The sequence below is a fragment of the Nocardia sp. NBC_01499 genome, from assembly GCF_045040275.1.
Lineage (GTDB): Bacteria > Actinomycetota > Actinomycetes > Mycobacteriales > Mycobacteriaceae > Nocardia.
In genome coordinates, this window is sequence record NZ_CP109426.1 from 8,903,247 (window position 1) to 8,921,720 (window position 18,474).

Here is an 18,474-nt window from a genome sequence, read left to right on the forward strand (position 1 = left end):
AGCTACCCCTCGGTGAGGGCTTGGATTTCGGGGTACGGCGGGGCGGTGAGGGGGAGGGGGGTGTTGTCGCGGGCGGCGCGGGCGGTGTTGATGGCTGCGGACAGGGCTGTGCGGTACAGGAGTGAGCCGGTGCTGACTCGCCGGACGCCGAGGGTGCCGAGTGTTGCTATGGAGGGGCCGGTCGGCGAGTAGAGGAGGTTGATGGGCAAGGGAATTGCGGCGATGATTGCGGCGATGGCGTCGGGATCGGTCAAGGCGGGGACGAAGATGCCGTCGGCTCCGGCGGCGGTGTAGCGCTCGGCGCGGGTCAGTGTGTGTTCGGTGTCGTCCTTTACCCAGTACGTATCGACTCTGGCGTTGACGAATAGGTCTGGCACGCGATCTTTGATCGCGGCGATCAGTTCGGCTTGGTGATCCGGTTCGGCCAGGGTGCTTTCCGCGCGGCCGTCCTCCAGATTGACTCCGGCGATACCTAATTCGGCGAGCTGTGCCGCGTATTCGGCGACGGCTGAGGGGGATTCGCTGAAGCCGCCCTCGATGTCGACGGTGACCGGCACCGGGAGCCTGGCGAGTAACCGGGCCAGCGCCAGGGTCGCGTCGGCGGTGACGCCGGTGCCGTCGGGGAGGCCTGCCGCGACGGCGACGCCGAGACTGGTGGTTCCGATCGCCGGAAACCCTTCGGCGGCAAGGACTGCCGCGGAGCCGAAGTCCCAGGCGTTCGGCAGGACCAGCGGCTGATCGCCGTGATGCAGTTCGTGGAAGATCTTCGTCTTGTTCATTCGGATCCCTCGATGATTCCGGCGGCGATGGCGATGGCGTGTTCGCGGCCGGGGCAGGCGTGCGGGCCTGCCCCGAAACCCAGTCCAGGGTGCCGCATGTCGAGTTCGACCACCTCCGCGTCGACGACGCGTCTTGTCGAGCGCAGCGGCGGGTTCTCGTCCATGGTCCGCGCGATGATCTGCTCGGCGGTGCCGGTCGCGTTCAGCTGCTGAGCGTTGGCGATCAGCGCGCCGGTCGCCGCGCAGGCCTGAACCAGCAGGCAGATTCGCGCCGCCGTGGCGTCGTCGGCGAAACCGCCAAGCGCCGTTACCAATTCCACGACGGCCGCATCGGCCGCGGGATTGTCCGGCTCGTACGGCTGATAGTGCGCGGCGACCAACGCCACTGTGCCGACGGAAATACCTTGCAGTCCAAGGGCTTCCGCTAAAACGCGGACATGGGGCAGTGGTCCGTCCGCAGAACGCGCACGGTGGCGCAGGTCGGCGGGGGAGAGCCGGTCGAGCTCGGCAGTGACCAACGCCCGCAGCCGCCGATGCTCGGCACCCTCGGTGAAGCGCGGCACATGGGCGCGCAGCCACGCGATACCGACCGGCGCGTCTACCGAAGGCACGGCGGGCACCGGTGCGTTGATCAATGCGGCGCGCACCTGATCGGGGCCGGTGATCAGCGGAACTGTCTGATTCATGCCGTGACCGTATCCCCCCGTCGTTTCGGTGGCCGCCGAAACGTTCACGCACCATCATGGGGTTGTGTCATCCAGAGGAGCCGAATTAGCGGGTCTGGCGGCCTTGCTCGCCGACCGCACCCGCGCCGACATATGCCTCGCGCTGGTCGACGGCCGCGCGTGGACCGCGGGCGAGCTGGCCCGCCACACCGGCGTGGCCGCGTCCACCGCCACCGAACACCTCAACCGATTGCTCGACGGCGGGCTGCTCGTCGAACGTCGCCAGGGTCGGCACCGTTACGTTCAGCTGGCGGGCCCGCAGGTCGCCGAACTCCTCGAGTCCATGGTCACCCATCTCGACCCACCTCGCCCCGCCGTGACCAACCTCCGAACCGCCACTGTCGCTGCGGCTTTGGCGCGCGGCCGCACCTGTTACGACCACTTGGCCGGCCGCCTCGGCGTTGCCATCGCCGATGCCATGACCGCCAAGGCGCTACTCGACCAAGACGGCGGTTTCGCGCTCACCGAGGCGGGTCTGGCGTGGCTGACCGGACCATTGGGAGTTCAGCCCGCCGCCTTGCGCACCACCCGCCGTCCCCTCGCCCGCCCGTGCCTGGACTGGACCGAACGGCGCACTCACCTCGGCGGCGCCGCCGGTGCCCAGCTCTGCCGCCGCCTGCACGAACTCGACTGGATCACCCGTATCGGCACCGGCCGCGCGATCCGCGTCACCGCGCAGGGCGAAGACGGCCTGCACGCCCTGCTCGGCATCGAGCCCTCCACACTTCAGCTCGCCCCTACGCCGGATCCCGCAACTGCCTGAGCCGATAGGCGACCCGCGCGATGATCCCCGCCAACATCCGAGCCCCCGACTCCAACCGCTCCAGCAACTCGACCAACTCGTCCTCGGTAGCCCGCGAAACATCGAGCCCGCGCACCCCGGCCACCGCGCGCTCCAGCGCGCTGACCTGCTCCTCGAAGACTGTGTTCGAACGCATGTTCTAATGATAGCGCATCCGATGCCAGCGTCCACCTCCTCCGCTGAGCTCGCGGAGGAGGTGGACTGGAGCATCGCCGTGGCAGTGACTACCTGTTGAATCGCACCGAGCGGAACTCGACGTCGCGCTCACGTTCGCCGGGGGCCATGGCGTTCACGACCTGGCCGCGGCAGTCGTCACCGCGGAAGAGTTCCGCGACGCGATTGGTGTTGTTCTCGGCGAAACCTTTGCCCTCGATGCGGTAGCACTGGTTGTTCTTGGGATCTTCGAGTCGCTGACGCTCGCCGTGGTGGCCGGTGTAGACGAAGGTGCCCCTGGCCTCCATGGTCGCCGGATCGGTATCGGCATGAGCAGTGGCGGCTCCGCCGAGAGCCAATGCGAGAATCGCGCCGGCCGCGGCGAGCGCGCCTCCGATGTTTTTCATGATCTGCCTTTCGTAGAGCCTTCACCCACGTATCTCGTGAAACGTGGTCGCTCCCGGGCACCTCGTGGGTCGCGCCGGGGGCTTTGTCTTGGCCTGGCCAGTCGACGTCGACGGCACTGAGCGTAGCAAGAATCGCACTGGGGAAATCGATGAAATCTGTTGTGCCACAGTGGAATACGTAAAAATTAACGCGCCGTGAGATGGCCGCGCGGGAGCCGCGGTGGCGTCGAATCAGGAGTTGACGCGCGGCAACGGAGCCGATCGGGAAATAGCTCTCCACGCCGAGTGGCGGGGTCGTTCCTACGCTGTGGGTCTGCCCGCATAGGGGTCTGAAATGCCCACTGGTTCAAGGGGATTGCTCCCGGAGATCATGTTAACAACTTGTGTCCACGCGAGTTCCCCAGTCGTCGGCGGGTGTGCGTCTTCAGCAGCGTTGTGCGACGAAGGCGGTGGTCAACTAAGAACGGCTAATCTCGAAACGTGGCCGAGGCGGGGACGTGTGAGTGCGGTGCGGTGCTGCCGTGCCTCGAGGCCTGGCATGCGGTACTCGGGGCCGAACGCGAAGATCCGGCGATGTACCCATGGCACCTGCCCTTGGTGTGCACCTTCGTGCTGCAGCATCGTTCGCACTTCCTGGCGCAGCACGCCGACGGGCAGTTTCGGACGCTGCAGTTCTATATCGACAAAGGCGTCGACGCGACCGTCTGGTTCGCTCGGCATCAGGTCGCGCGCAATGGAAAGGTCAAGAGCGGATTCGATACGGCGCCGCTGGAGCCGTACGCGGCACTGCCGCGGTCGGACTTTCCCAGCGGCTTCGCGTTGAGCGTGCACGACCTCGCCGACGGCGCCGGTGGTTACGTCGGCGACGGGTATTCGGCCTATGGCGAACGCATGCGCAGACTGGCTCAGGCGACCATCGAGGGCTGGCTCGAGACCCCACCGCGTGAATGAGATTGCATAGTCGTGCATAATCATCACATGGTTGATTCGGTGCACGCGCCGGAGCCAAGCGGGCCCGCGTTGCGGGTTGCGGTGGCCGGGGCGAGTGGATACGCGGGCGGGGAAGTGTTGCGGCTGCTGCTGGGGCATCCGGCGTATCGAGCCGGGCGCCTCGTGATCGGGGCGCTGACGGCGGGGGCCAATGCCGGGAGCACGCTCGGGGAGTTGCAGCCGCATCTGCTGCCGCTGGCGGATCGGGTGCTCGGGCCGACCAGTGTCGAGGAGCTGGCGGGGCACGATGTGGTGTTCCTCGGGCTGCCGCACGGGCAGTCCGCGGCGATCGCGGAACAGCTGCCCGAGTCGACGGTGATCATCGATTGCGGCGCCGACTTCCGGCTGACCGACGCCAGCGCGTGGGAGAAGTACTACGGCGGCGCGCACGCGGGTAGCTGGCCCTATGGGCTGCCCGAACTGCCGGGCGGGCGAGACAGGCTGCGCGGCGCAAGCCGGATCGCGGTGCCGGGCTGCTATCCGACGGTGGCCAGCCTCGCGCTCGCGCCCGCCGTCGCGGCGGGGATCGTCGAGCCGCGCGTGAATGTCGTTGCGGTGAGCGGAACCTCGGGCGCGGGCCGCAAGCTCGATGTCGGGCTGCTCGGCTCCGAGGTGATGGGTTCGGCGCGAGCATACGGCATCGCTGGCGCGCACCGGCACACCCCGGAGATCACCCAGAACCTTTCCGCGGCAGGCGGTATCGACGTCGCCGTATCGTTCACGCCGGTGCTCGCGCCGATGCCACGTGGCATCCTGGCGACCTGCACGGCGCCGACAACGGTGGACGCCGCGCAGGCCCGCGCCGTCTACGAAAAGGCTTACGCCGACGAACCTTTCGTGCACCTGCTACCGGAAGGCGTACTGCCGCAGACCGGTGCGGTGCTCGGTTCCAACGCCGTCACCCTGCAGGTGGCGGTGGACGCCGACGCGGGCTTGCTCGTGGTGATCGGCGCGATCGACAACTTGACCAAGGGCACCGCGGGCGCCGCGGTGCAATCCATGAACCTGGCCGTCGGATTCGACGAGACCGCAGGACTTTCCACCGTAGGAGTGGCACCGTGACGACATCCGCGTCCATCGAAACCGGCAAGCTGGTGCGGAACCAGGGGGTGACCGGACCGCTCGGGTTCCGTGCGGCCGGTATCGCGGCAGGCATCAAGGCGAGCGGAAAGCCCGACCTGGCACTGGTTTTCAACGAGGGTCCGGAATACGCGGCCGCTGGCGTCTTCACCCGCAACAAGGTGAAGGCCGCCCCGGTGCTGTGGTCGCAGCAGGTGCTGTCCGGCGGACGCCTGCGCGCGGTGATCCTCAACTCCGGCGGCGCCAACGCGTGCACCGGGCCTGGCGGTTTCCAGGACACGCACAAGACCGCCGAGGAACTCGCTGCGGCACTGAGCAATTGGGGTTCCGAGACCGGCGCCGGTGAGATCGCCGTCTGCTCGACCGGCCTGATCGGCGACCGGCTGCCGATGGACAAGGTGGTGCCCGCGATCACCGAGATCGTGCACGAGATGGGCGGCGGCCTGTCCGGCGGACTCGACGCGGCACACGCCATCATGACCACCGACACGGTGCCGAAGGAGGCCGCGTTCCACCACCGCGACAAGTGGAACGTCGGCGGTATGGCCAAGGGCGCGGGCATGCTCGCCCCCTCGCTCGCCACCATGCTCGTGGTGCTGACCACCGATGCCGCCGTCACCGCCGACCAGCTGGATCAGGCGCTGCGCAACGCGACCAGCCGCACCTTCGACCGGCTCGACGTCGACGGCTCCTGCTCCACCAACGACACCGTCCTGCTGCTCGCCAACGGCGCCAGCGAGGTCACCCCGAGCCAGGCCGACCTCGACGCCGCCGTCCTCGCGGTCTGCGACGACCTGGCCGCCCAGCTGATGGCCGACGCCGAGGGCGTCACCAAACGGGTGCTCGTGACGGTCGCGGGTGCAGTGACCGAGGACGAGGCGGTGGCCGCCGCACGCACCGTCGCTCGCGACAGTCTGGTCAAGACAGCGCTTTTCGGCTCCGACCCGAACTGGGGCCGGGTGCTCGCCGCGGTCGGCATGGCGCCGGTCACCCTGGACCCGGACCGGATCACGGTGTCGTTCAACGGAAGTCCGGTCTGTATCGACGGCGTCGGCGCGCCCGGCGCCCGCGACGTCGACCTGTCCGGGATGGACATCGAGGTCCGCATCGACCTGAATGTCGGTGACGCGCAGGCCACCATCCGCACCACCGACCTCTCCCACGGCTACGTCGAAGAGAATTCGGCCTACAGCTCATGACCGGCCAACTCCACGAGGACCTTTCGGCGCTGGACAAGGCGCACATCCTCGCCGACGCGCTGCCCTGGCTGCAGAAGTTCCGGGACAAGATCGTCGTGGTGAAGTTCGGCGGCAACGCCATGGTCGACCCGGAACTGGAGCGGGCATTCGCCGCCGACATGGCCTTCCTGCGCACCGTCGGCGTGCACCCGGTGGTGGTACACGGCGGCGGACCGCAGATCAGCGCCATGCTGAAAAAGCTTGGCCTGGAAGGCGAATTCCGCGGCGGCTTCCGGGTAACCACCCCGGAGGTGATGGATGTCGTGCGGATGGTGCTGTTCGGTCAGGTCGGCCGCGAGCTGGTCGGCCTCATCAACGCGCACGGCCCCTACGCCGTCGGCATCTCCGGCGAGGACGCCGGCCTGTTCACCGCCACCCGCCGCACCGTCGAGGTCGATGGCATACCGACCGATATCGGCCTGGTCGGCGACGTCACCTCGGTCAACCCGGACGCGGTGCTCGACCTGATCCGCGCCGGCCGCATCCCGGTGGTGTCCACCATCGCGCCGGACGCGGACGGCGTGGTGCACAACATCAACGCCGACACCGCCGCGGCCGCGCTCGCCCAGGGCATCGGCGCCGAGAAGTTGGTGGTGCTGACCGATGTCGAGGGCCTCTACACCGAATGGCCCGACCGCTCCTCGCTGATCACCCGCATCGACACGGCGGCGCTCGCGGAGTTGCTGCCGCGCCTGGACGCGGGCATGGTGCCCAAGATGGAGGCCTGCCTGCGCGCTGTGCAGGGCGGGGTGCCGACCGCGCACGTCATCGACGGTCGCGTGCCGCACGCCATGCTGCTGGAACTGTTCACCGGAGAAGGAATCGGAACGATGGTGACGCCTGTCCCGTCCTCGAATGGGGCAGGCTCGCCGGACGGAACGAAAAAATGAGCACAGATCAAGAACTCCAGACGCGGTGGACCGCCGCGATGATGAACAACTACGGCACCCCCAAGATCGCGCTGGTGCGCGGCGCGGGCGCGGTGGTCTACGACGCGGACGGTAACCGCTACGTCGACTTCCTCGGCGGCATCGCGGTCAACAGCCTCGGCCACGCGCACCCGGCCATCCTGGCCGCGGTCACCGAGCAGCTCGGCACGCTCGGGCACACCTCGAACCTCTATATCAACCAACCGACTGTCGAACTGGCCGAGCGGCTGCTCGCGCACTTCGGCGACGGATCGTCGGACGCCGGACACAGCGGGCGCGCGTTCTTCTGTAACTCGGGCACCGAGGCCAACGAGGCCGCGTTCAAGATCGCGCGGCTGACCGGGCGGCGCAAGATCATCGCGTGCGAGGAGGCGTTCCACGGCCGGACCATGGGCGCGCTCGCGCTCACCGGGCAGGCGGCCAAGCGGACGCCGTTCGAGCCGATGCCCGCCGGTGTCGTGCACGTGCCCTACGGTGATGCCGCCGCCTTGGAGGCTGTCGTCGACGAGGACACCGCCGCGGTGTTCCTGGAGCCGATGATGGGTGAGAGCGGCGTTGTCGTTCCGCCGATCGACTACCTGGTCAGGGCCCGCGAGATCACCGCGCGGCATGGTGCGCTGCTCATCCTCGACGAGGTGCAGACCGGCATCGGCCGGACCGGAAAGTTCTACGCGCACCAGGCTTTCGGCATCGTGCCCGATGTGATCACCCTGGCCAAGGGGCTCGGCGGCGGGCTGCCGATCGGCGCGGTGCTCGCCACCGGCCAGGCGGCCGAACTGCTCACCCCGGGCTTGCACGGCACCACCTTCGGCGGCAACCCGGTCTGCGCGGCGGCCGCGCTCGCGGTGCTGCGCACCATCGATGAGCAGGACCTGCTCGCGCACGTGGAGTCGGTGGGCAAGCGGCTCGCCGACGGTATCGAACTGCTGGAACATCCACTGGTCGACCATGTGCGTGGTGCGGGGCTGCTGCTCGGCATCGTGCTCACCGACGATGTCTCCGCCCATGTCGAGGCGCGCGCACGGGCGGCGGGCTATCTGGTCAATCCGGCCAAGCCCAACGTCATTCGGCTCGCGCCGCCGCTGATCCTCACCGAGACCCAGGCCGACAACTTCGTCGCCGATCTGCCGGAAATTCTGGACGCGGCGACCCAAGATGCGAAGGAGGCTGCGGCGCAATGACTTCAGCACAGCACGCGGTACGGCACTTCCTCCGCGACGATGACGTGAGCCCGGCCGAACAAGCCGAAATCCTCACCCTCGCGGCCGAACTCAAGCAGGCGCCGTTCTCGCAGCGCCCGCTGGAAGGGCCGCGCGGCGTCGGGGTGATCTTCGAGAAGAACTCCACCCGCACCCGGTTCTCCTTCGAGATGGGCATCGCCCAGCTCGGCGGGCACGCGGTGGTGGTGGACGGGCGCGACACCCAGCTCGGCCGCGAAGAGACCCTCGGCGACACCGGCCGGGTGCTGTCGCGCTACGTCGACGCGATCGTGTGGCGCACCTTCGAGCAGGTTCGGCTCGACGAAATGGCTGTGACCGCAACGGTTCCGGTGGTGAACGCGCTATCCAACGAGTTCCACCCCTGCCAGGTGCTCGCCGATCTGCAGACGCTTGCCGAGCGCAAGGGAAACCTGGCGGGGCGCAACCTCACCTACTTCGGCGACGGCGCCAACAACATGGCGCACTCGTTGCTGCTCGGCGGTGTGACGGCCGGATTGAACGTCACCATCGCCGCCCCGCCGGGTTTCGAGCCGCTGCCGTGGATCCTGGAGGCCGCGCGCAAACGGGCGGCCGACACCGGCGCGACCATCACGCTGACCGATGACCCGATCGCCGGGGCCGACGGCGCGGACGCGCTGGTGACCGACACCTGGACCTCGATGGGCCAGGAGAACGACGGCCTCGATCGGGTCGGCCCGTTCCGCCCGTTCCAGGTGAACAGCCACCTGCTTGCGCAGGCGCAGCCGGACGCCGTTGTGCTGCACTGCCTACCCGCGCACCGCGGCGAGGAGGTCACCGACGAGGTGCTCGACGGTCCGCACAGCGTGGTATGGGACGAGGCGGAGAACCGGCTGCACGCGCAGAAGGCGCTGCTGGTGTGGTTGCTGGCCAAGCGAAACGGTGGTGCGGCGTGAGTGAATGTTGCCGACATGAGGTGCGGTCGTGAGTGAGGACAGCAGCGGCACGGCTCCCATCGGGGTGCGGTCGTGAGCGAACGCGGCGAGCAAACCATGGGAACGGCGCTCACGACGGAGGTGCGGTCGTGAGCGTCGCGCATCCGGAATCGGGCAAGACGGGCCCGGAGATCGCGCGCACTCGTGCCGGTCGCCAGTCCCGCATCGTCGAACTGCTCACCGCCCACGCGGTACGCAGCCAGACCGAGCTGGCCGCACTGCTGTCCGCCGAGGGCATCGAGACCACCCAGGCCACGCTCTCCCGTGACCTCGATGAACTCGGCGCGGTAAAGCTGCGCGCGGCCGACGGTGGCGCTGGCGTCTACGTGGTCCCCGAGGACGGCAATCCGATCCGCGGCGTCATCGGCGGCACCGATCGGCTCGCGAAGCTGCTCGGCGACCTCCTGGTCTCCACCGACCACAGCGGCAATATCGCCGTCCTGCGCACTCCACCCGGCGCCGCGCACTACCTGGCCAGCGCGCTGGACCGGGCCGCGCTGCCCTACATAGTCGGCACCATCGCGGGCGACGACACCATCGCCGTCATCGCCCGTGAGCCGCTGACCGGTGCCGAGCTGGCCGCGAAGATCGAGGAGATCGCCTGACCTCGGGTCAGGAGAACGGGTACTGGCCGGTGCCGCCGCCACCCGGCGCGCTGTTCGGTGTACCCGCGTTGATCGCGTCTTGGATGAGGTCGACCACGGCCCGTCCGACGTTGAGGACGTCGTTGCCCAGGGTGCTGAAGTCTTGCGCGATGAAATGCAGCATTGCGTCCATCCTTCTATCCGCCCGAAGATTCCGCTTCTCAGGGTCGCACACCGGACCCTGCCCGCCAAGGGTGTAATTCGCTTGATGGGCAGTGACTTTCGCGAACGATCCGGGGCGGCGGGGGAGTGCACCGGACCCCCGCTGTGAATGGGCTTGCATCATCGTGCATAATCATTTGTAGGACGTGCGGGCCGCTGTAGGCGGGAAGCCGGTCCGTACTTCGAAGACAAGCATCGAAACCGAGGAGCCACAGACCATGTCCGAACGCGTCGTACTCGCCTACTCAGGTGGGCTGGACACCTCCGTCGCGATCAGTTGGATCGCCAAGGAGACCGGTTCCGAGGTGGTGGCCGTTGCCATCGACCTCGGCCAGGGCGGCGAGGACATGAACGTGGTTCGCCAGCGAGCGCTCGACTGCGGCGCGGTCGAGGCCATCGTGGTCGACGCGCGCGACGAGTTCGCCAACGACTACTGCCTGCCGACCATCCAGGCGAACGCCATGTACATGGGCCGCTACCCGCTGGTGTCGGCGATCAGCCGCCCGCTCATCGTCAAGCACCTCGTCGAGGCGGCCAAGTTCCATGGCGCGAGCACCGTCGCGCACGGCTGCACCGGCAAGGGCAACGACCAGGTGCGTTTCGAGGTCGGCATCGGCGCGCTCGCGCCCGACCTCACCGTGATCGCCCCGGTCCGGGACTACGCGTGGACCCGCGAGAAGGCCATCGCCTTCGCCGAGGAGAACGCGCTGCCGATCAACGTCACCAAGAAGTCCCCGTTCTCCATCGACCAGAACGTGTGGGGTCGCGCGGTGGAAACCGGCTTCCTGGAGGACCTCTGGAACGCGCCGACCAAGGACGTCTACGACTACACCGCCGACGCCACGGTCAACTTCGAGGCGCCCGACGAACTCATCATCACCTTCGAGAAGGGCATCCCGGTCGCCATCGACGGCCGCCCGGTCAGCGTGCTCGAAGCGATCGTCGAGCTGAACGACCGCGCCGGACGCCAGGGCGTCGGCCGCCTCGACATGGTCGAGGACCGGCTCGTCGGCATCAAGAGCCGCGAGATCTACGAGGCGCCCGGCGCCATCGCGCTGATCACCGCGCACCAGGAACTCGAGGCCGTCACCGTCGAGCGCGAGCTCGGCCGGTACAAGCGGCAGGTCGAGCAGCGCTGGGGCGAGCTGGTCTACGACGGCCTGTGGTTCTCCCCGCTCAAGCGCGCGCTCGACGCGTTCGTCGGCGAAACCCAGGAGCACGTCTCCGGCGAGATCCGGATGGTGCTGCACGGCGGCAACGCGGTCGTCAACGGCCGGCGCTCGGAACAGTCGCTCTACGACTTCAACCTGGCCACCTACGACGAGGGCGACACCTTCGACCAGTCGCTGGCCAAGGGCTTCGTGCAGATCCACGGGCTGTCCTCCAAGGTCGCCGCGCGCCGGGACCTGAACCAGAAGTAGGCGCGACCTCGCCCGCGCTCGGAAGTCGAGCCGTTACTCGAGAAGCGGTCGTAGTCTCGGGGCCAACCGATGAGCGTGGGCGCCGGTTGCTCGAGAGGGCGGTCGCGGTCTCGGGGTCGGTCGATGAGCGTGGGCGAGTGGGGCACTCAGGAAGCAGTCGTAGTCTCGGGGGCGGCCGAGGAATCGGCTCGACTCGAAGGGAGCGACGATGCGGACCGAGGACGACAGCTGGGACATCGTGAGCAGTGTCGGCGCGACGGCACTCGGTGTCGCGGCGCTGCGCGCGGGCGAGAGTCGACGGGCCGACGCGTTGTTCCATGACCCGTATGCCGAGCTGCTGGTGAGTGCGGTCGGCTCGCCTTCCTGGACTCGGTTGAGCCAGGGCGGTATCGGCGGTCTCGACCCGGCCACGGTGCGTTCCTACGGTCCGCTCGGCGATCTGCTGGTGGCCCGCACCTGCTACTTCGACGACTACCTCGCGGCCGCGGCCGCCGCGGGTATCCGGCAGATCGTCATCGTGGCCGCCGGTCTCGACGCCAGGGCCTACCGGCTCGACTGGCCAACGGGTACCACGGTATTCGAGCTAGATCAGCCGAAGGTGTTGGAGTTCAAGGCATCCGCGTTCGACGCGCACGACGTCAAGCCCGCGGTGGAGCGTCGCGAGGTCCCGGTCGACCTGCGCGAGGATTGGCCTGCGGCGTTGCGCGACAAGGGTTTCGACCAGGCCGTGCCGACCGCCTGGCTGGCCGAGGGCCTGTTGCGTTATCTCCCGGCCGACGCACAGGACCGGCTCCTGACGCACATCGCGGCACTCAGCGCGCCGGGCAGCCGGGTGGCGATCAATATGACGCCGGGCGACCAGACGCTGACCATGCGACAGCAGGAAGACAGCCGCGATCGGATGCTCGCCGCGCTCGACATCGACCTGGACGTCGACTCGCTGTGGTACCCGTCCGAAGGCCGTAGTGATCCGGTCGACTGGTTCGACCAGCAGGGCTGGACGGCCGTACGAGCCGACCCGGCAACGGTTTTGACCGAGCGTGGCCGTGACGTACCCGACGAGGTCGCCGCGGAAATGCGCACCCACCTACTGATGACCGCAATCCGACCCGGAGGAGACAGCACACCATGACGCAGAGCGGCAGCACGAACACCGGTGCGCTGTGGGGCGGGCGCTTCGCGTCCGGACCGGCCGAGGCGATGGCGGCGCTGAGCAAGTCGACGCATTTCGACTGGGTGCTCGCGCCGTACGACGTGCGCGCGTCCAAGGCGCACGCGCGAGTGCTGCACAAGGCAGGGCTGCTCTCCGAGAGCGACCTCGCCGGGATGCTCACCGGGCTGGATCAGCTTGCCGCGGACGTGGATTCGGGCGCGTTCAGCCCCGCCGACTCCGATGAGGACGTGCACGGCGCGCTGGAGCGCGGGCTGATCGAGCGGGTCGGCACCGAGCTGGGCGGGCGGCTGCGGGCCGGGCGGTCCCGGAACGATCAGGTGGCCACGCTGTTTCGGATGTGGTTGCGCGACGGCGTGCGCCGGGTCGCGGCCGGTGTGCTCGACGTGGTCGACGCGCTCGTGACGCAGGCTGCCGCGCATCCCGACGCGGTGATGCCGGGCAAGACGCACCTGCAGGCCGCACAGCCCGTGCTGCTTGCCCATCACCTGCTCGCACACGCGCATCCGCTGCTGCGCGATATCGATCGGCTGCGCGACTTCGACAAGCGAGCGGCGGTGTCGCCGTACGGTTCCGGCGCGCTGGCCGGTTCGTCGCTCGGCCTCGATCCGGAGGCGATCGCCGCGGAGCTGGATTTCGATGGGTCCGCGGCCAATTCGATCGACGCCACCTCCTCGCGGGACTTCGCCGCCGAGGCCGCGTTCGTGCTCGCCATGATCGGCGTCGACCTGAGCCGGATGGCCGAAGAGGTGATCCTCTGGAGCACACCGGAATTCGGTTACATCACCCTCGCCGACGCCTGGTCGACCGGTTCCTCGATCATGCCGCAGAAGAAGAACCCGGACGTTTCCGAGCTCACCCGAGGCAAGGCGGGCAGGCTCATCGGCAACCTCACCGGACTGCTGGCCACCCTGAAGGCGCAGCCGCTGGCCTACAACCGAGACCTGCAAGAGGACAAGGAACCGCTGTTCGACTCGGTCGCGCAACTGGAACTGCTGCTCCCCGCCATCGCGGGCCTGGTCTCCACGCTGACCTTCCACACCGACCGGATGGCCGAACTCGCCCCCGCCGGTTTCACGCTCGCCACCGATATCGCCGAATGGCTGGTGCGCCAGGGTGTTCCGTTCCGGGTCGCGCACGAGGCGGCCGGTGCGTGCGTGCGTGCCGCCGAATCGCGCGGCGTCGGGCTGGACGAACTCACCGACGCGGAATTCGCCGCCATCGATCCGGCCCTCACCCCGAACGTCCGCGAGGTGCTGACGGTCCAGGGTTCCATCGCCTCCCGCAACGCCCGCGGCGGCACCGCGGGCTCCCAGGTCACCATCCAACTGGACGAAATCTCCACCACCACAACCCAACTCCGCGCCTGGCTCGGTTAGCCGCCCCAGATCCGCACCCAGACTCGGGATCCGCACTGGCTATAGGGCCCTAGAGGGAGTGCGGATCCCGAGTCTGGGTGCGGCTGTTGCTGATGGCCGCCCACGTGCCCGGTCAGCATCTGGCCGACGCACCGCTCCTGTTATTCTGCGGCACTCGTTACGCTGCGGCCATGACCCTGCTGTTGCTGGCCATCGCCATCGCGTCCGAGGTGACCGCCACTGTCTCGCTGAAACTCTCCGACGGATTCACCAAGGTCATCCCGTCGATCCTCGTCGTCCTCGGCTACGGCAGCGCCTTCTGGTTCCTCTCGCAATCATTGAAGCGCGGCATGCACATCGGCGTCGCCTACGGCATCTGGTCCGCCGTCGGCGTAGCCGCCATCGCCCTCATCGGCGTGCTGTTTCTGGACGAGCGGCTCACCCTGATCCAGGTCGGCGGCATCGGGCTGGTCATCCTCGGGGTACTCGCTCTCGAACTCGGCGGCGAGCACTGAACTATCGGGTGTCCCGATCTTCATCGAGAACGATCGGCACCCCGAACCTGGTGTAGATCAGAGGAACTCTTTTGTATCCAGGTCGAAGTTGAACGGTGCCGGCAGTCGTAGCGACGCACCGAATTTCGCGGTGGCGTGACGCCGGTATTCGTTGTCGGCCGGCTCCCAGTAGATCAGTACTTCGCCACGGTGACGGTCGACGAGCAGGTATGTCGGGATCTCGGCCTGTGCGTAGGCGTCGCGCTTCTCGATGCGATCGACGTCGGCGTCACGTTCTCGACCCGAGGTGATCTCCATGATCATCAGCACCCCGGTCGGGTCGGACCACGATGGCTGGCCCCGGAAGTAGCCTCGTTGTGCAACCGCACCGTCCACTCTGGCACGGCTTTCGCGATAGGCCGGGATGCATACGCCGACGGCGGAGAATAGCCGCCATTCCGGGCAGTGGTCCCGAATCTGATCACCGATGATGCCTGTGAACTCACCATGCTCACCATCAGGAACCGGAACGACGTAGATCCTTCCATTGATCAGCTCAACGTCGACTTCCTCGGACGATGCGCGCTCAAGCACCTCGAACTCCCCGAGGGTCACATCGGCGTCCATGCTGTTCATATCGCCAGCGTAACTGGGTGGCCCTGGTCCGGTTGCGGGCTTCTACGGTCCATTCGGCAGCTCCTTCTGCTCGATGACAGGAAAGTTGTGCATTTCCTTTGACGTGAGACGGTGCCCGCTGGTTCCCGCGAATCTCGGGGAGTTTCAGCGCTGAAACTCCGAGGATTGGCGATGCACTACCCGATGAACTGACGAAGTTGGCGTTCAGTGCATTGTTTTCTCGGCCCGAAATCCGGGTTACGTTGCGCTGTCCGCATTTTGCCGAATACGTCCCATGAAGTGTCGGGGCGAACGTAGCATCGGGCGATGGACTGGACGTTTGCTCAGCTGTGCGCGCACGGATGTGGCCGATGACCTCGGACGATGCCGCGAAACAGGCGGAAACGACGGGCGATTCCGCTGCCGTGCTGCAGGCCGATGGGCTGGTGAAGCGCTATGGCGGGGTCGAGGCGTTGCGCGGCGCCAACTTCGCGGTGAGCGCCGGTGAAGTCGTCGCCTTGATCGGCGACAACGGCGCCGGTAAATCGACTCTCGTGAAATGCCTTTCCGGCGCCGAGCAGCCGGATTCCGGGCGGATTTTGCTCGACGGCAAGCAAGTGGTGCTGAATACGCCGACGGCCGCGCGCAAACTCGGCGTGGAGACGGTGTATCAGGACCTGGCGGTCGCCCCCGATCTCGACCCGGCCGCGAACCTGTTCCTCGGCCGCGAGCTGGTGCGCAAGGGTTTGGCGGGCAGGCTAGGCATGCTGGACCGGACCGCCATGAGAGCCCAAGCGGTCGAACACTTCCGGCGCCTCGGTGTCACCCTGCAGAGCGCGGACGTGCCCATCGGCTCGCTGTCGGGCGGGCAGCGCCAAAGCGTCGCGGTGGCCAGGGCGGTGATGTGGGCGAGCAAGGTCGTGTTCATGGACGAGCCGACCGCCGCGCTCGGCGTTGTGCAGCGCGAGCGGGTGCTCGACGTGATCCGCCGGGTCGCGGGTGAGGGCATCGCGGTGGTGCTGATCAGCCACAACATGCCGGAGGTCTTGGCGGTCGCCGACCGCATCGAGGTGCTTCGGCTCGGTCGCCGGGTGGCCAGGTTCACCGCGGCCGAGGCCACCCTCGAGCAATTGGTCGGCGCCATGACCGGCGCGCTGTCACAGGAGGGGGCGGCGTGAGACACCATCGCGCAGTGCGCACGGCGTCGAATTCCCGCGAGTTACAGGATGTGGCATGAGTGAGGTCAAGTCCGTCAAAGTCGACGGTAACGATAACGGCGGCACCGAGCTGCCCGAACGCACTGTCCTGCAACGACTTCTCGGCGCGAGCACGGTATGGATCGGCGTCGTCCTTGTCGCGCTGTGCATCGTCTTCAGTGTCCTCCGGCCGGATGCGTTCCCGACCCGGTTCACCTTTCAGACCTTGCTCATCGAAACCTCGGTGCTGCTTGTGCTTTCGGTGGGGATGACATTCGTGATCATCACCTCCGGCATCGACCTCTCGGTCGGCATGGTGCTGATCTTCTCCGGCGTGATCGGCGCGAAGTCGATGGAGTGGCTGAGCCCGGACCAGGACGCCACCGGCGCGGGCTGGGGCATCATCGCCGTCGGCTTCCTGCTTTCCATTGCGGGCGGCGGTGTTTGGGGGCTGATCAACGGATTGCTGGTGGCCAAGGCCAAGATTCCGCCGCTGATCGTCACGCTCGGTTCGTTCGGCGCCGCGCTCGGCGCGGCCCAGCTGATCACCGGCGGCGTGGACACCAGGACGGTGCCCGAAAATCTGCGTGACACACTCGGTTTCGGCACCACGCTGGGCGGCATACCCAACCTGGTGCTTGTCGCCACCGTGGTGACGGTGCTCGCCGCCTGGGTGCTGCACACCACCCGTTTCGGTCGCTACACCTACGCCATCGGCTCCAATGAGGAGGCCGCCCGGCGTTCCGGCATCGCGGTCACCCGGCATCTGGTGGCGGTGTACCTGCTCACCGGCGTGCTCGCCGGTCTGGCGGGTTTCATGAACCTGGCCTACTTCGGCACCACCACCATCGGCGGGCACACCACCGACAACCTGGATGCCATCGCGGGCGTAGTGATCGGTGGCACCAGCCTTTTCGGTGGCGTCGGATCGATCGTCGGCACGGTGATCGGCGTGTTCATTCCGTCGGTGCTGAAGAAGGGGTTCGTCATCGCGCAGGTGCCGGTGTTCTGGCAGCCGATCGCGGTGAGCGTGGTACTCGTCGCGGCGGTCTGGTTCGACCAGCTCCGCCGCCGGGCCCGGGACCGGAAGTAGGAATTCGATAGTGCAACAACACAATACGGCGGAGGTAAGCCAATGAGGGTGGCCAAGCGGACAGCGGTGGTGATCGGCGCGATCGTGTCGGTCGGCGCGCTGCTGGTGTCCTGTAGTGGGCAGGTGAGCAATTCGGGCAGCACGGACAGCAAGAAGCTGGTGCTGATTCCGGGCGTCGCCGACGAGCCGTTCTACATCTCGATGCAGTGCGGCGCGCAGGACGAGGCCGCGAAGCTCGGCTACAAGCTGGACACCCAGGCGCCGACCAAATTCGACGCCGGGTCGCAGACCCCGGTGCTGACCGGTGTGGTGGCGAACAAGCCCGGCGCCATCCTGATCGCGCCGACGCACGCCACCGCCATGGCCAATCCGATCAAGCAGGCCAAGGACGCGGGCATCAAGATCGTCGAGGTCGACACCGCGCTCGACGACACATCCATTGCGGTGTCGTCGATTTCGTCGGACAACACGAAGGGCGGCGCGCTTGCGGCGCAGACCTTGGCGAAGCTGGTGGGGGAGAAGGGCCCGGTGCTGGTGATCAACACCAAGGCGGGCACCTCAACCACCGACGCACGGGCACAGGGCTTCGAGGACGCGGTCAAGAGCTTCCCCGGCATCAGCTCGCTCGGCGTGCAGTACAACAACAACGAAGCGGCACAGGCGGCGTCGATCGTCACCGCGACGCTGGCCGCGCACCCCGACCTCGCCGGTATCTTCGCCACCAACCTCAGCTCGGCCGAGGGCGCGGCCACCGGCCTGCGCAACGCGAACAAGCTCGGTCAGGTCAAGCTGGTCGGCTTCGACGCAAGCCCCAAGCAGGTCGAGGACCTGAAAGCCGGTACCGTGCAAGCACTTATCGCCCAGGACCCGGCGGGCATCGGCGCCAAGGGCGTCGACCAGGCCGCCGCGGCCATCGAGGGCAAGCCGGTCACCCGCAACATTCAGACCGACATGATCGCGATCACCCAGGCGGACATGGACGCCAACGCGAAGTACTTCTACAAGCGCAAGTGCTGACAGTCGGATGAGGGGCCGACCGGGCGC

Annotated in this window: 21 protein-coding genes; 15 read left to right on the top strand and 6 right to left on the bottom strand. The window is 67.6% G+C overall.

Features of this window, described 5'->3' with window-relative positions; translation table 11 throughout:
* Window positions 1–2: 2 nt before the first annotated feature.
* Both OG203_RS40565 and OG203_RS40570 read right to left on the bottom strand, forming a co-directional pair.
* Complete coding sequence (locus OG203_RS40565) at window positions 3–779, bottom strand: isocitrate lyase/phosphoenolpyruvate mutase family protein (RefSeq protein ID WP_405162487.1); 777 nt, start codon at window positions 777–779, stop codon at window positions 3–5.
* Window positions 776–1,465, bottom strand: a complete 690-nt coding sequence (locus OG203_RS40570; RefSeq protein ID WP_405162488.1) for a hypothetical protein — start codon at window positions 1,463–1,465, stop codon at window positions 776–778. The genes OG203_RS40565 and OG203_RS40570 overlap by 4 nt, the downstream gene beginning before the upstream one ends.
* 64 nt (window positions 1,466–1,529) lie before the next feature.
* Here OG203_RS40570 and OG203_RS40575 point away from each other — a divergent pair, with 64 nt between their 5' ends.
* On the top strand, window positions 1,530–2,267 hold the full coding sequence (locus tag OG203_RS40575) for an ArsR/SmtB family transcription factor (protein WP_405162489.1): 738 nt from the start codon (window positions 1,530–1,532) through the stop codon (window positions 2,265–2,267).
* Here OG203_RS40575 and OG203_RS40580 read toward each other — a convergent pair.
* Complete coding sequence (locus OG203_RS40580; protein ID WP_405162490.1) at window positions 2,242–2,442, bottom strand: hypothetical protein; 201 nt, start codon at window positions 2,440–2,442, stop codon at window positions 2,242–2,244. The genes OG203_RS40575 and OG203_RS40580 overlap by 26 nt on opposite strands.
* An 88-nt stretch (window positions 2,443–2,530) precedes the next feature.
* Entirely contained in the window at window positions 2,531–2,866 is a 336-nt protein-coding gene (locus tag OG203_RS40585; protein WP_405162491.1) for a hypothetical protein, read from the bottom strand.
* Between the two features lie 480 nt (window positions 2,867–3,346).
* On the opposite strand from OG203_RS40585, the gene OG203_RS40590 reads away from it, so the two are divergent.
* The 7 genes from OG203_RS40590 to OG203_RS40620 all read left to right on the top strand — a co-directional run bounded on the left by OG203_RS40590 (window position 3,347) and on the right by OG203_RS40620 (window position 9,881).
* On the top strand, window positions 3,347–3,817 hold the full coding sequence (locus OG203_RS40590; RefSeq protein ID WP_405162492.1) for a DUF5946 family protein: 471 nt from the start codon (window positions 3,347–3,349) through the stop codon (window positions 3,815–3,817).
* Between the two features lie 27 nt (window positions 3,818–3,844).
* On the top strand, window positions 3,845–4,918 hold the full coding sequence (gene argC, locus OG203_RS40595) for an N-acetyl-gamma-glutamyl-phosphate reductase (RefSeq protein ID WP_405162493.1): 1,074 nt from the start codon (window positions 3,845–3,847) through the stop codon (window positions 4,916–4,918).
* Window positions 4,915–6,135, top strand: coding sequence for a bifunctional glutamate N-acetyltransferase/amino-acid acetyltransferase ArgJ (gene argJ / locus OG203_RS40600; protein WP_405162494.1), 1,221 nt, complete (start codon window positions 4,915–4,917; stop codon window positions 6,133–6,135). The genes argC and argJ overlap by 4 nt, the downstream gene beginning before the upstream one ends.
* The gene (gene argB / locus OG203_RS40605; RefSeq protein WP_405162495.1) at window positions 6,132–7,064 is read left to right on the top strand and encodes an acetylglutamate kinase; all 933 of its coding nucleotides are present in this window, start codon (window positions 6,132–6,134) and stop codon (window positions 7,062–7,064) included. Before argJ ends, argB begins: the two co-directional genes overlap by 4 nt.
* A complete protein-coding gene (locus tag OG203_RS40610) occupies window positions 7,061–8,284 on the top strand; it encodes an acetylornithine transaminase (protein ID WP_405162496.1) in 1,224 nt (407 codons plus the stop codon). The genes argB and OG203_RS40610 overlap by 4 nt, the downstream gene beginning before the upstream one ends.
* A complete protein-coding gene (gene argF, locus OG203_RS40615) occupies window positions 8,281–9,237 on the top strand; it encodes an ornithine carbamoyltransferase (protein ID WP_405162497.1) in 957 nt (318 codons plus the stop codon). The genes OG203_RS40610 and argF overlap by 4 nt, the downstream gene beginning before the upstream one ends.
* Before the next feature lie 128 nt (window positions 9,238–9,365).
* Window positions 9,366–9,881 (top strand): arginine repressor, encoded by a 516-nt coding sequence (locus OG203_RS40620; RefSeq protein WP_405162498.1) that lies wholly within the window; start codon window positions 9,366–9,368, stop codon window positions 9,879–9,881.
* Between the two features lie 7 nt (window positions 9,882–9,888).
* On the opposite strand, the gene OG203_RS40625 is transcribed toward OG203_RS40620, so the two are convergent.
* Window positions 9,889–10,044, bottom strand: a complete 156-nt coding sequence (locus OG203_RS40625; protein WP_405162499.1) for a hypothetical protein — start codon at window positions 10,042–10,044, stop codon at window positions 9,889–9,891.
* A gap of 256 nt (window positions 10,045–10,300) precedes the next feature.
* Between OG203_RS40625 and OG203_RS40630 the strand changes: the two genes are divergently transcribed.
* From OG203_RS40630 to OG203_RS40645, 4 genes are all read left to right on the top strand, one after another.
* Window positions 10,301–11,503 carry an argininosuccinate synthase gene (locus OG203_RS40630; RefSeq protein ID WP_405162500.1) on the top strand — a complete coding sequence of 401 codons (1,203 nt, stop codon included), beginning with the start codon at window positions 10,301–10,303 and terminating at the stop codon, window positions 11,501–11,503.
* Between the two features lie 208 nt (window positions 11,504–11,711).
* Window positions 11,712–12,635, top strand: coding sequence for an SAM-dependent methyltransferase (locus OG203_RS40635; RefSeq protein ID WP_405162501.1), 924 nt, complete (start codon window positions 11,712–11,714; stop codon window positions 12,633–12,635).
* On the top strand, window positions 12,632–14,053 hold the full coding sequence (gene argH / locus OG203_RS40640; RefSeq protein WP_405162502.1) for an argininosuccinate lyase: 1,422 nt from the start codon (window positions 12,632–12,634) through the stop codon (window positions 14,051–14,053). The genes OG203_RS40635 and argH overlap by 4 nt, the downstream gene beginning before the upstream one ends.
* A 170-nt stretch (window positions 14,054–14,223) precedes the next feature.
* Complete coding sequence (locus tag OG203_RS40645; RefSeq protein ID WP_405162503.1) at window positions 14,224–14,547, top strand: DMT family transporter; 324 nt, start codon at window positions 14,224–14,226, stop codon at window positions 14,545–14,547.
* Between the two features lie 57 nt (window positions 14,548–14,604).
* Here the strand turns inward: OG203_RS40645 and OG203_RS40650 are convergent, their stop codons facing one another.
* Complete coding sequence (locus OG203_RS40650; RefSeq protein ID WP_405162504.1) at window positions 14,605–15,162, bottom strand: Uma2 family endonuclease; 558 nt, start codon at window positions 15,160–15,162, stop codon at window positions 14,605–14,607.
* A 350-nt stretch (window positions 15,163–15,512) separates the two neighbouring features.
* Here OG203_RS40650 and OG203_RS40655 point away from each other — a divergent pair, with 350 nt between their 5' ends.
* Genes OG203_RS40655 through OG203_RS40665 form a run of 3 tightly spaced genes read left to right on the top strand, consistent with a single transcriptional unit; the run spans window position 15,513 to window position 18,447 of the window.
* Entirely contained in the window at window positions 15,513–16,319 is an 807-nt protein-coding gene (locus OG203_RS40655; RefSeq protein ID WP_405162505.1) for an ATP-binding cassette domain-containing protein, read from the top strand.
* 55 nt (window positions 16,320–16,374) lie between these two features.
* Window positions 16,375–17,430 (top strand): ABC transporter permease, encoded by a 1,056-nt coding sequence (locus OG203_RS40660; RefSeq protein WP_405162506.1) that lies wholly within the window; start codon window positions 16,375–16,377, stop codon window positions 17,428–17,430.
* 42 nt (window positions 17,431–17,472) lie between these two features.
* Complete coding sequence (locus OG203_RS40665; RefSeq protein ID WP_405162507.1) at window positions 17,473–18,447, top strand: ABC transporter substrate-binding protein; 975 nt, start codon at window positions 17,473–17,475, stop codon at window positions 18,445–18,447.
* Window positions 18,448–18,474: the final 27 nt, after the last annotated feature.